This is a genomic window from Pseudomonas sp. 2(2015), from assembly GCF_000955865.1.
Taxonomy (GTDB): domain Bacteria; phylum Pseudomonadota; class Gammaproteobacteria; order Pseudomonadales; family Pseudomonadaceae; genus Aquipseudomonas.
This window is the reverse complement of sequence record NZ_JYOF01000024.1, coordinates 36,803-49,540: the sequence shown is the minus strand read 5'-3', so window position 1 is coordinate 49,540 and position 12,738 is coordinate 36,803. Positions and strand designations below refer to the sequence as shown.

9 protein-coding genes are annotated in these 12,738 nt (G+C 64.5%); 4 read left to right on the top strand and 5 right to left on the bottom strand.

Going from position 1 to position 12,738, the window contains the following annotated elements; translation table 11 throughout:
- Positions 1–308: 308 nt before the first annotated feature.
- Positions 309–1,313, top strand: coding sequence for a GTP 3',8-cyclase MoaA (moaA, locus tag UB48_RS25560; protein ID WP_045201984.1), 1,005 nt, complete (start codon positions 309–311; stop codon positions 1,311–1,313).
- Positions 1,314–1,332: 19 nt separating this feature from the next.
- On the opposite strand, the gene UB48_RS25555 is transcribed toward moaA, so the two are convergent.
- A complete protein-coding gene (locus UB48_RS25555; protein ID WP_045201982.1) occupies positions 1,333–2,481 on the bottom strand; it encodes a glycerate kinase in 1,149 nt (382 codons plus the stop codon).
- Positions 2,482–2,591: 110 nt separating this feature from the next.
- Positions 2,592–3,692 carry a sugar diacid recognition domain-containing protein gene (locus tag UB48_RS25550; RefSeq protein ID WP_045201980.1) on the bottom strand — a complete coding sequence of 367 codons (1,101 nt, stop codon included), beginning with the start codon at positions 3,690–3,692 and terminating at the stop codon, positions 2,592–2,594.
- Between the two features lie 161 nt (positions 3,693–3,853).
- On the opposite strand from UB48_RS25550, the gene UB48_RS25545 reads away from it, so the two are divergent.
- Entirely contained in the window at positions 3,854–5,188 is a 1,335-nt protein-coding gene (locus UB48_RS25545) for an MFS transporter (protein WP_045201978.1), read from the top strand.
- A gap of 143 nt (positions 5,189–5,331) precedes the next feature.
- Positions 5,332–6,339 (top strand): aldo/keto reductase, encoded by a 1,008-nt coding sequence (locus UB48_RS25540; RefSeq protein WP_045201976.1) that lies wholly within the window; start codon positions 5,332–5,334, stop codon positions 6,337–6,339.
- On the opposite strand, the gene nahK is transcribed toward UB48_RS25540, so the two are convergent.
- The 3 genes from nahK to UB48_RS25525 all read right to left on the bottom strand — a co-directional run bounded on the left by nahK (position 6,317) and on the right by UB48_RS25525 (position 11,323).
- On the bottom strand, positions 6,317–8,896 hold the full coding sequence (gene nahK / locus UB48_RS25535; protein ID WP_045201974.1) for a hybrid sensor histidine kinase/response regulator NahK/ErcS': 2,580 nt from the start codon (positions 8,894–8,896) through the stop codon (positions 6,317–6,319). The genes UB48_RS25540 and nahK overlap by 23 nt on opposite strands.
- Entirely contained in the window at positions 8,826–9,989 is a 1,164-nt protein-coding gene (gene nosP, locus UB48_RS25530) for a nitric oxide-sensing protein NosP (protein ID WP_045202024.1), read from the bottom strand. Before nosP ends, nahK begins: the two co-directional genes overlap by 71 nt.
- A 152-nt stretch (positions 9,990–10,141) precedes the next feature.
- Positions 10,142–11,323 (bottom strand): porin, encoded by a 1,182-nt coding sequence (locus UB48_RS25525; RefSeq protein ID WP_045201972.1) that lies wholly within the window; start codon positions 11,321–11,323, stop codon positions 10,142–10,144.
- 339 nt (positions 11,324–11,662) lie between these two features.
- On the opposite strand from UB48_RS25525, the gene UB48_RS25520 reads away from it, so the two are divergent.
- Positions 11,663–12,733: an enoyl-CoA hydratase/isomerase family protein gene (locus tag UB48_RS25520; RefSeq protein WP_045201970.1), complete on the top strand. Its 1,071-nt coding sequence runs from the start codon at positions 11,663–11,665 to the stop codon at positions 12,731–12,733.
- Positions 12,734–12,738: the final 5 nt, after the last annotated feature.

Genomic DNA, 12,738 nt, shown 5'->3' with positions numbered 1-12,738 from the left:
TAACGTTTCACCGATTAACAACTATTTATTGACAGGTTGATTAATGGCGAACTTCGTTTTCTACCCTTTCAGGCTATTGAGCGTGGACTCAGGCGTCTAATCAAAACAAATGACGAACCGATCAAGACCCTCTATCACGCCGCTGAAACCCACGTAATACGGGGGCTGCAAGCTACCGATAGATGAGCCTTATCAGTTGGTCATTATTAGTGATTTGACCGACATGGATAATTTAAATAGCCTCGACCATCATCAAAGAACTAGTGCGCAAACGCATCCCAGACGCGCGATAAGAGGCCCTGCCCAGCATGAGTGCAAACGGCAAACAACTGGTCGACGGCTACAGTCGTAAAATCGATTACCTGCGCATGTCGGTCACCGATCGCTGCGACTTTCGCTGCGTCTATTGCATGGCCGAAGACATGCAGTTCCTGCCGCGCCAGCGCATCCTCACCCTCGAGGAGCTGTACCAGCTGGCCGAGCGTTTCGTCGCCATGGGCACCCGCAAGATCCGCCTGACCGGTGGCGAGCCGCTGGTGCGCGCCGGCATCGTCGAGCTGTGCGCACGCATCGCCGCCCTGCCCGGCCTGCGCGAACTGTGCATGACCAGCAACGGCTCGCAACTCACCCGCCTGGCCCAGCCGCTGTTCGATGCCGGCCTTTCGCGCCTGAACATCAGCCTTGATAGCCTCGATGCCGAGCGTTTCAGGGCCCTGACCCGCACCGGCGATCTGGCCCAGGTGGTTGCCGGCATCGACGCCGCCCATGCCGCCGGCTTTCGCCGCACCAAGCTCAACTGCGTGGTGCTCAAGGGCCGCAACGATGATGAAGTGGTCGATCTGGTGCGCTTTGCCATCGATCGCCAGCTGGATATTTCCTTTATTGAAGAAATGCCCCTGGGGGTGATCAGCGAGCACCAGCGCAGCGAGTCCTATTGTTCTAGTGACGAAGTGCGCGCGCGTATCGCCGAGCACTTCAGCCTGATCGAGTCGGCCGAATCAACCCAGGGCCCCTCGCGTTACTGGCGTCTGGCTGAGGCGCCGGATATCCGCATCGGCTTCATCTCGCCGCACAGCCACAACTTTTGCGCCAGCTGCAACCGCGTGCGGCTGGCCGTCGAAGGCCGCCTGCTGCTGTGCCTGGGCAATGAGCACGCCGCCGACCTCAAGCAGGTGCTGCGTGCCCACCCGGGTGACAGCGAACGCCTGGACAAGGCCATCCGCCAGGCCATGACCCTCAAGCCCTACAGCCATAACTTCGATATCAATGGCGAAGTGCAGATTTTGCGTTTCATGAACATGACGGGGGGCTAGCGGCGATGACGCCGGCCCGTCAGCCGGCGGGCAACGCCCGGGCGCGGCACCACAGGCGGGCGATGTCGCCGGCGCGGGCCTGGAGCAAGGCTGGCGCATTGGCACAGGCCGCCTCCAGGGTCATCGGCCCGCTGGTCAGGGCAAACGCGGCGTCGATGCCATGGGCATACAGCTGTTGGTAACCCTCGCCCAAGGTGCCAGCAATCACCACCACCGGTACCCCATGGCGCTGTGCTACCCGGGCCACGCCGAACGGCGTCTTGCCGCGCAGGGTCTGCGCATCAAAACGGCCTTCGCCGGTAATCACCAGGTCTGCCCCCTGCACCGCCGCCTCAAGCCCGGCAAGCTCGGCCACCACTTCGATCCCCGGACGAAAGGCCGCCTGCATGAAGGCCTTGGCGGCAAAGCCCATGCCGCCAGCGGCGCCGCTGCCAGGAAAGTCACGCACATCAGTGCCCAGCAGTTGCCCGCAGTGGTCGGCAAAGTGTCCCAAGGCCTGGTCCAGGGCCCGGACCTGCTCGGGGCTTGCGCCCTTTTGCGGGCCAAAGATCGCTGAAGCGCCACTGCTGCCGCACAGCGGGTTGTCGACATCCGCAGCAACTTCCAGTTGCACCTCGCGCAAACGCCGGTCCAGCGCGCTGGCATCGATGCGGGCAAGCTGGGCCAGGGCCAGGCCGCCTTCAGCCAGCGGCTGATTGTCGGCGTCGAACAATTGCAGGCCCAGCGCCCGCAACATGCCGCTGCCGGCATCATTGGTGGCACTGCCGCCGATGGCCAGGATGATCCGCCGGGCGCCGGCATCCAGCGCCGCAGCAATCAGTTGGCCGGTGCCAAAGGTGCTGCTGCGACAGGCATCGCGCTGCGCCAGGGTGAGCAGTTGCAGGCCACTGGCGGTGGCCATTTCGATGATCGCCGTGTGGCTGTCGGCCAGCCAGCCCCAACCGGCGTCGACCGGCTCACCCAGCGGTCCGCGCACGCGCAGGCTGCGCAGCTCGCCGGCACAGGCAGCGACGATGGCCGCCATGGTACCTTCGCCGCCGTCGGCCATCGGGCACTTGACCCGTTGCGCCTGCGGCAACACCAGGGCAATACCGGCAGCAATGGCGTCGGCGACGCCTTCGGCGCTGAGGCTGTCCTTGAACGAGTCGGGGGCGATGACGATTTTCATGGGGATTCTCCTGATCCAGATGCCTGCATGCTGACAGTTGGGCCGCTAGAGTGCGTCGGTCGGATGCACAAAAACCGCCCGCGCTTGTTTGGCACTTGGCCAAAACCGCCTCAGTTGCCGGCTGGCAGCAACTGCAAGCCCAGGTACAGGCTGAGCATCCCTTCTAGGCGCAACGGGTCGACTTCGCTCAGTTCGGCGATGCGCTCCAGGCGATAGCGCAGGCTGTTGCGGTGAATGCCCAGGGCATCGGCGCAGGCCTGGCTCTGGCCATCATGAGCGCACCAAGCGCGCAGGGTCGCCAGCAGCTGGCCGCTGTTGTCCTTGGCACGAATGCGCTGCAGCGGTTCGAGCAGCTCGTCGAGGGCGTCATCATTGCGATGGCGCCACAACAATGCTGGCAGCCGGTAGCGGCTCAAGGTCAGCAGGCGCTCGGCCGGCAGCACTTCGCGGCCATAGGCCAGCAAGTCGCGCACCCGCCGATAACCCCGGCGCAGTTGCTCCAGGCTTTGCGCTGGCGAGCCTGCGGCCAGGCGCTGCACCTGCCAGCCATGGCGTTGCAAACGCTCCAGCAGTTTCGGCTCATCCAGCACCACGGTGGCGGGCCGGCACCAGAGCAGCGACTGGCGCGCGGGGCTTACGCACCAGCTGTCCGGGTAGCGGCTCATCAACCAGCTGGCCAACGCCTCGGCCGCAGGCCCGGCGTCCAGCTCAAACAGGCAGGGAATGCGCGGCAGTTGCGGCTTGAGGCCCAGCTGGCGAGCCTCATCGACCAGCCGCGGCGAATCGCCAGAGCCGCCCAGCAGCAATGCCAGCAGGTCGTCGCAGCGCTGGCGCCGCCACTGCTGCTCGACCTGCAGGTGACGCTGGGCCAAAAGCATTTCGGCGGTCATCCGTACCAGCTCGCCATAGGTGCGCAACTGCTGCGGATCACCGGTCAGGCCCAGCACACCGATCAAGCGCCCGTCGAGCAGCAGCGGCAGGTTGACCCCGGGCTGCACACCCTTGAGGCACTTGGCCGCTTCGACGTCGAGCTCGACGATTCGACCGTTGGCCAGCACCAGCTGCGCACCTTCGTGACGGGTGTTGATGCGCTCGGGCTCGCCACTGCCGAGGATCAGGCCCTGGCTGTCCATGACGTTGACGTTGCACGGCAGAATCGCCATCGCCCGCTCGACGATGTCTTGCGCCAGGTCATGGTCCAGTTCGAACATGGGAGGATCCTTGTTGTCGCAATGATTGGTCCGGGGCACAGCAGGCCGCACGAATTGCTGTGCAAAAGCACAAAGACAGCCACGGTCCGCTCACCGAGACTCGTCGCAGCAGCCGCCTCGATGCAGGCTGCGGCGATAAACATAACAACAGAGAGAGAATCATGTCATACAGCCCTGCCCCTGACCAAGGCCAAGACGTCACCCGCAATGCGCTGTATCGGCGCATCACCTTGCGGCTGATTCCGTTCATCTTCATCTGCTACCTGTTCAACTACCTGGACCGGGTCAACGTCGGCTTTGCCAAGTTGCAGATGCTCGATGCGCTCAAGTTCAGCGAAACCATCTACGGCCTGGGTGCCGGGATTTTCTTCATCGGCTATGTGCTGTGCGGGCTGCCCAGCAACCTGGCACTCAACCGCTTCGGCCCGCGGCGCTGGATCGCGCTGATGATGATCGCCTGGGGCACGCTGTCGACCTGCCTGCTGTTCGTCACCACGCCCATGGAGTTCTACGTCCTGCGCCTGTTCACCGGCGCCGCCGAAGCGGGCTTCTTCCCCGGCATCGTGCTGTACCTTTCGCGCTGGTTCCCGGCCACCCGTCGCGGGCGGATCATGGCCCTGTTCATGTCGGCGATCCCGGTGTCGGGCTTGCTCGGCGGGCCGTTCTCGGGCTGGATTCTCAATCATTTCGCCGCCGGCCAGCATGGCCTGGCCGGCTGGCAGTGGATGTTCCTGATCCAGGGCCTGCCGACCGTGCTGCTGGGCTTTCTGGCGATCTTCCTGCTCAGTGATGGTTACGCCAAGGCCAAATGGCTAAGCCCGGCCGAACGCCAGATCATCGAAACCGACCTCAAGGCCGATGCCGCCAGCAAGCCGGTGACCAGCAGCGACAGCCTGCTGTCGGTGTTTGCCAACCCGCTGATCTGGACCTTCGGTTTCGTCTACTTCTGCATCCAGAGCGGGGTCTATGCGATCAACTTCTGGCTGCCTTCGATCATCAAGAACCTGGGTTTCAGCGACGCCCTGCTGATCGGTTGGCTGAGCGCCATCCCCTACCTGCTGGCCGGGGTGTTCATGCTGCTGGTCGGGCGCTCGGCAGACCTGCGCAACGAGCGCCGCTGGCATCTGGTGGTGCCGATGCTGATGGGTGCCCTGGGCCTGCTGATCGCGGTGAACTTCGGCCACAGCCCGGTGATTGCGATTATCGGTTTGAGCATTGCCACCATGGGCGCCCTCACCGGCCTGCCGATGTTCTGGCCAATGCCCACCGCACTGCTCAGCGCCGGTACCGCAGTGGCGGGCCTGGCGATCATCAACTCGGTCGGGCAGATGGCCGGCTTTCTCAGCCCCTACCTGGTCGGTTTCATCAAGGACCAGACCGGCTCGACCGATGCCGCGCTGTATTCGCTGGCGGGCTTGATTGTGTTTGGCAGCCTGGTGGCGTTGCGGGTTTCGCGGGTGCGGGCTGCCGGGGCGGCGGCCGAAGCGGCGAACTGATCAACTGCGCGGCGCTGCTATCGCTGGCAAGCCAGCTCCCACAGGTTCCGGTGATGTGGGAGCTGGCTTGCCAGCGATGCTTTTAATCCCTCGGCGAACTGTGTAAAACAGATCGAATTCCAACCGCCAAAGGCCTTTCGATCATGATTTACCGTCCACTGGGCCAAAGCGGCCTGCAGGTGTCGGCACTGACCCTGGGCAGCATGATGTTCGGCGAGCCGACCAGCACCGAAGACTCGCTGCGCATCATCGCCAAGGCCTGGGACCAGGGCATCAATTTCATCGACACCGCCGACGTCTACAACGCCGGGCGCAGCGAGGAAATCGTCGGCGAGGCCATTGCCCGCCACCGCCACGACTGGATCCTAGCCTCCAAGGTCGGCTTCGGCCCTGCCGAGGGCCTGCCCAACCGTAGCGGCTTAAGCCGCAAGCACATCTTCAATGCCATCGAAGCCAGCCTGACCCGCCTGGGCACCGACTACCTGGACATCTACTACCTGCACCGCGAAGACCACAACACCCCGCTTGAGGTCACCGTCGGCGCCATCGGCGACCTGCTGCGCCAGGGCAAGATCCGCCACTGGGGGGTGTCCAACTTCCGCGGCTGGCGCATCGCCGAGCTGTGCAACCTGGCCGAGCGCCTGGGCGTGCCCAAGCCGGTGGTCAGCCAGCCGCTGTACAACATCGTCAACCGCCAGGCCGAACCCGAGCAGTTCAGCGCCGCCGCCCATCACGGCCTGGGCATCGTGCCCTACAGCCCGCTGGCGCGCGGCGTGCTCAGCGGCAAGTACGCGCCCAATGCCAGCCCCGACGCCAACAGCCGCGCCGGGCGCCAGGACAAGCGCATCCTGGAAACCGAATGGCGCCCCGAATCGCTGCAGATCGCCCAGCAGATCCACGCCTACCTGCAGCCCAGGGGCATCGGCATGGTCGAGTTCGCCATCGCCTGGGTGCTCAACAACCGCGCGGTCAGCTCGGCGATCGTCGGCCCGCGCACCGAAGCCCAGTGGGACACCTACAGCGGCGCGCTGGCGGTGCAGATCAGCGCTGAAGACGAAGCCTTCATCGATTCACTGGTAACCCCGGGCCACGCCTCGACTCACGGCTACAACGACAGCGCGCACTACGTCAGCGGCCGCGTGGCGCGCTGAGTTCGGCGCCGAGCAGGTGGCTGATGGCGGCCTTGAGCTTCATCGGCCGCACCGGCTTGTGCATCAACGTATGGCCGCGCTCGCGCACCTGTTGTTTTAGCTCGTTGCTGTAATTGGCGGTGATCATCAAGGCCGCCAGCGGCACAGCCCGCTGGGCGTTGATCGCCGCCACCGCATCGACGCCGTTGCGGCCGTTGTCCAGGTGGTAATCGGCGATCAGCAGGTCGGCTTCGGCGCTGTTGCAGGCCACCTGGCGCGCCAGGTCCTGCTCGCTCAAGGCCGTCACCACCTCGCAGCCCCACTGCTCGAGCAAGGTGCGCATGCCGGCGCAGATCGCCGCGTCGTTATCCAGCACCCAGATACGCGCGCCTTCCAGGCGTTCGCGCAGCGGCTCGCTGAGGTCGGGTTCGGCCAGCCGCCTGGGCGCCTGGTGGCTGCAGGGCACTTCGACGGTAAACACCGAGCCCTTGCCCGGCACTGAATGCAATTGCAGGCGGTGGCCGAGAATCCCGGCGATCTTGTCGACGATGGCCAGGCCCAGGCCCAGGCCGCGGTCCTGGTCCGGGCGCTGCGCATCACCACGACGAAACTCCTCAAACACCTCTTCGCGGCGCTCTTGGGCAATGCCGATGCCGGTGTCCCAGACTTCGATCGACAACGCCTTGGCGCGCCGCCGGCAGCCGAGCAGCACGCGGCCGCGTGGGGTGTAGCGGATGGCATTGCTGAGCAGGTTGCGCAGTATCCGCGCCAGCAACTGGATATCGCTGTGCACGCTCAGCCCACAGGGCACATAGGCCATGCGCAGGCCCGCGCTGGCGGCGGCATGGGCAAATTCGGCGGCGAGGTTGTCGAGCAGGTCGCTGACGGCGAAGCTGGCAAGGTCGGCCTTGATCACCCCGGCGTCGAGCTTGGAGATATCCACCAGGGTGCCGAGCAGGTTCTCGACGTCATCCAGCGAGTTGCTGACATTGCGCACCAGCGCAGGGTTAGCGCTGCTCTGTTCGAGCAAGGCACTGGTGAACAGCCGCGCCGCGTTCAAGGGTTGCAGCAGGTCATGGCTGACGGCGGCGAGGAACTTGGTCTTCGACAGGTTGGCCTGCTCGGCTTGCTGCTTGGCCTTGCTCAGTTCGGCGGTGCGTTCGCGTACCCGCACTTCGAGGTTCTGGTAGGCCTGGTGCAGGGCCTCGGCGCTGCGCCGGCGTTCGGTGATGTCGCGAATCAGCACGAAAATCCCAACCACCTCGCCACTGGCCAGGCGGTTGGGCACGTAGGAGCGCAGCATGTAGCGTTCCTGGCCGTTGACGTGGGTCTCGGCGCATTCGAACGTCACGCTCTCGCCGGCCAGCGCCCGCTCGATGTAACCCTCCAGGCGCTGGTAGTGCCCGGGGCTGTGCACCTCGCGCAGGTTCTGCCCGAGCATCACCCCCGGCGGCCAGCAGTACCACTGCTCGTAGACCTTGTTGGTGAACTCGTAGACCAGCTCGGCATTGAGGTAGGCAATCAGCGCCGGCACATGGTCGGTGATCAGCCGAATCCAGCGCTCGCTTTCGCTCAGGGCTTGCGCGTGCTGGTAGCGTTCGGTGATGTCGGTGAAAGTGTTGACGAAACCGCCGGTGGGCAACGGATGGGTACGGATTTCCAGCATGCGTCCGTCGAACAGGCGCTGTTCCAGTTCATGCACACAGCGGCCATTGCCGTCGCGGCTGGCCGGGGTCAGCAAGGCCAGTTCGCTGTCGGCGATCACTTCGGTAAAGGATCGGTGGGCGGCGATCGGCGCCAGGCCGCTGAGTTCGAGAAAACGCCGGTTCCACAGTTCCAGCACGCCGTCGGCATTGACCATGGCCACGCCCTGGGACAGGTTGTCGACCGCCCGTTGCAGCAAGTAGGACTTTTGCGCCACCGCCTGCTCGCGGCGCCGGGTTTCGCTGTGCTTGACCTCGGTGATGTCGGTGAACAGCATCACCCGCCCGCCGTCCTGGGTTGGCCGCTCGCTGACCTGCAGCCAGCGCCCGTTGTGCAGACGGTACAGCAGGTGTTCGTCGCTGACGCCGCGCAGTTCTTCGCGCAACAGGCCGCTGCTGTGCATCAGGCGCTTGACCTCGGCCAGGCGCATACCGCTGATGATGCGCAAGCGGCTGCCGGCCCAGAAGGCCTTGAAACGGCTGTTGAAGAGGACGATGCGCAAGTCCGGGTCGAACAGCACAAAGGCGTCGGAGATGCTTTCGATGGCATCGACCAGGTGCTGGTGGGCGGTTTCCGCGCGCAGCCGGGCCTCGCTGAGCAGGTGGTTGCTGGCCTTGAGCTCGACCAGGGTCTGGTTCAGGGCATCGGTGCGCTCGCGCACCTGTTCGGCCAGCACCACCGAATGCTGGAACGCCGCATAGGAATCGTCCGGGCGCGCCGCCCCCGACTCCAGGCGCTCGATCAGCGCGGCGTTGATGCGCAGCAGCTTGTGGTTGGCCCGTTGCAGCTCGGCCAGGCGCGCGTCACTGTTCACGCTGGCCTCGGGGTCGGCCGATGGCAACGCCGGTGAAGGTCTGGTTGATGTGCATGCCATTGAACTGTTCCCCGTAGGAGTTGAAACCCAGCACCCGCTGGCTGCGCAGAAAGCTGCCGACCGCGGCCAGGCTGTCGCTGCCTTCGAGCTCCAGGCGGCGCAGGAAGCAATCGCAACCGATGGTCAGCAGCAAGGGCCCGAGGCGTTGTTGCAGGCCGCTAAACAGGTGCTGCAGATTCGGCAACAGCGGCCCCGGACGCATGGCGGTGAGGACGATGCCGTTCTCCACCGCGCAATAGAAACTCAGGCTCAGGTCCTCGTGCACCTGCTGGATGGCGCGCACGTAATAACGCTCGTTGATGCGCACCGCCAGCGGGTGGGCGGCGAAGGTGCGGTGGTTGATCTGGCTGACCGGCACGCCGATCAACTGCGCGTATTCAAGCGCTGCCGGTTCGGCGTTGAGCTCGTAGACCCGGCGCAACTGGCGATCGGCGCGGGTGATTACCAGTTTTTCACTGCGCGGCTCGATGTGATGGGTGGTGAACACCTCGAACTCAAGCCCGGTGTTGACCAGCAGCACCACCGCAGCGCCACTGCGAAAGGCGCCGTCGAAGTACACATGGGTGTGGTGCAGATGATTGTCGTCACCGGCCGAGCCACCGAAATGCGGGATATCGCCCAACGCCGCACTGAGTGCCGCCAGCACGGTTTCTTCACGGCTGGACAGGCCGTCGAGCAGGGTCAGGGCAAAGCTGTGGCCCTTTATCGGCGCCAGGGTATTGCTACGACACTCGCCCACCAGGCGCTCGACCGTGGCCTGGGCCTGGATCAGGCTGAACGCCGGCATGGCGTCGATCAGTTCGGCGGCGATGGAAAACTGCCGGTGATCAAAACCCAGGGCGGTGATGCAGCCACGGCCGTAACCGTCGGGGGTCAGTTCGCCGGCACTGGTGCAACCGGCCAGGCGAATGCCGCCGAAGCTCTGTTGCAGGGCCTGGGCCAGGGCCGGCAGGTCGTACTCGGCGGAGCAGAAGAACAACACGAAACCCAGGTGCGGGTGCAGCAGCTGGCTGGCCAGTTCCTGGGCGGCAAGCTCAGCGGCGCTGGCCCGCGACACGGCACTGATCACGCCCTCGGCCGGGAACTGCTGCATGGGTGCCTCCTGGGTGGGCATTGATCGATGCAGGCAGTTTAGGCAGGCGCGGTAGCGCGCCGAATGCTACTTGGGTACTGGGTATGGGTGGCATTGGTTGTAGAGCGGGTAGCCTCATCGCGGGGCGAGCCCGCTCCTACCGGTCAATGCGTTTACCAGGTCAGCACCGCGCCCACGGCGAAGGTATCGGTGTCTTCATTCTGCGCATCGCCTTCATGGCCGTCGATCTCGAACTGGTTGTACTCGGCGACCAGCTTGAGGTTGTCGTTGATGTCATGAAACAGCGCAATGCCACGGGTTTCATAGTCGGCGCCGGTGTTCACTGCGCCATTGCCGTCATCCCTGGTCTTGCCATACGACAGCGCCAGACGGTTCTTGCCGAGCTTGTACGACCCCTGAAGCAGATAACCCTTGCTGTCGACCTCACGCAAGGTCGCCTCGCCGGCGTTGTTGGTGAAGAACGGGTTGATGCCCTTGGCGGTAAAACCTGAGCCGGTCAGCGACAACCCGCCGATCTTCGCCTGCACGCCATAGCCGAGGCCCTTGGAAGTCACCGAATCGACGCTGCTGTCGGTGTTGTCCGAGGTCTGGTAGGTGCCGTTGAGCCAGCTATAAATCTGCGCGCCGCCGAGGTCGAACTGGTAGGTGATCTCGCTCTCGGTGCGCGGGTTTTCCTGGTAGGCCTTGCCCACCGCGCTGTCGTCGTTGGTGTCCACCGGGTCGAGGATCCCCACGGCAATGCGCAAGCCGTCCAACACCGGCGTGCGGTAGGTGATCTGCGAGGTCGGGAACGGGTACGGGTAGCCGCTGCCGATGTTGCCGAACGACACCCCGCCGCCATCGACCAGGCCCAGGGTGTCGCTGACCTGGCCGTAGCCGGCGAGCAACTCGTCGAGGAGGATGTTGGAGCGGGCGAACAGGCCGAAGTCCTTGCCGATCAACACCTCGCCCCATTCGGGGTTGGCCACGGTGCCGTAGAACTGGCGCACGTCGATGGCGGTGTCGGTGCCGTTGGTTTCGCTGTCGTTGATGGTCACCCAGAACGAGGCCCGGCCGCCGAGCTTGAGGTCATCGACCTGGCGGGTCATGTTGAAGCCCAGGTAATTGGGCAGAAAGCCCATCTTCACCCGCGACTGGCGACGGTCGTATTGCTCCCCGGCGCGGTCGACGTCGCTGTTGACGTAGAAGGCGTTGATGTAGCCGTCGGTGGAAAAGGTCGTCTGCTCTTTGTCGTAGAGCATGATCTCGGCGCCGGCCAGCGGGCTCAGGCCCAGGGCGGCAAGGCTGGTCAGCAACGGCAGGAAACGGCGATTGGCATTGTTATTGTTGTGCATGGCGCTCTCCGCAAAACGGGGGGACAGATGTCGGAGGCGATTATCGAAAGGCCAGGCAAGCGGCCATACCCTGCCTTGGCGGCGCTCCCGTGCTGCTTTGGCGCAACCGGCCCGGCTGCCCGCAGGCGGAACTAATCCCTTGCCCGTCAGTGTCACAAGGCTAAAGTGGCAAGACCCGGTGCGTTAGGCGCGCCCACCCATGCAAAAATGCAGACTGAGCCTGCAGATTTACGGATTGTATTGGGCAAATTTGCACTGATACGATCCTTCGATCCTCTAGCGCCTATCCAGACCGTGTTAAAACACGTGGAAAATCAATAACAAAGCAGGGAGAAAGCGATGACCGCGCACGCTCAAGCGCCAACCGACGTCCATGTACTGGCCGAGGTTCGCAACCATATCGGTCACTTGACCCTCAACCGCCCCACCGGCCTCAACGCCCTGACCCTGGACATGGTCCGCCGCCTGCAGCGCCAACTTGACGCCTGGGCCACGGACTCACAGGTGCATGCCGTGACCCTGCGCGGCGAAGGCCCGAAAGGTTTCTGCGCCGGCGGCGACATCCGTTCGCTGTACGACAGCTACAAGGCCGGTGACAGCCTGCACCGGGATTTTTTCGTCGAGGAGTACGCCCTCGACCTGTGCATCCACCATTACCCCAAGCCGGTGCTGGCACTGATGGACGGCTTCACCCTCGGCGGCGGCATGGGCCTGGCCCAGGGCGCCGACCTGCGGGTGGTCACCGAGCGCAGCCGCCTGGCCATGCCGGAAACCGCCATCGGTTATTTCCCGGATGTTGGCGGCAGCTATTTCCTCTCGCGCATTCCCGGCGAGCTGGGCATCTACCTGGGGGTCAGCGGCGTCCAGGTGCAGGCGGCCGATGCGCTGTACTGCGGCCTGGCCGACTGGTACCTGGACAGCAGCAAACTGGCCAGCCTCGATGAGCGCCTCGACACCCTGAGCTTTGGCGAACACCCGCTCAAGGACCTGCAAGGGGTGCTGGCCAAACTCGGCACCCAGGTGCTTGAAGACGCACCGCTGGCCAGGCTGCGCCCGGCCATCGATCACTTCTTCGCCCTGCCCGACGTTGCCAGTATCGTCGAGCAACTGCGCGCCGTGACCGTGGCCGACAGCCATGAATGGGCACTGAAAACCGCCGATCTGCTCGACAGCCGCTCGCCGCTGGCCATGGCCGTGACCCTGGAGATGCTTCGTCGCGGCCGTCACCTGAGTCTTGAAGACTGCTTCAAGATGGAGCTGCACCTGGACCGCCAGTGGTTCGAGCATGGCGACCTGATCGAAGGCGTACGCGCACTGATCATCGACAAGGACAAGCAGCCACGCTGGAACCCCGCTACCCTCGCCGGCCTCGACCGCCAGCGCGTGGATCAATTCTTCGAAGGCCTCTGAGGCCT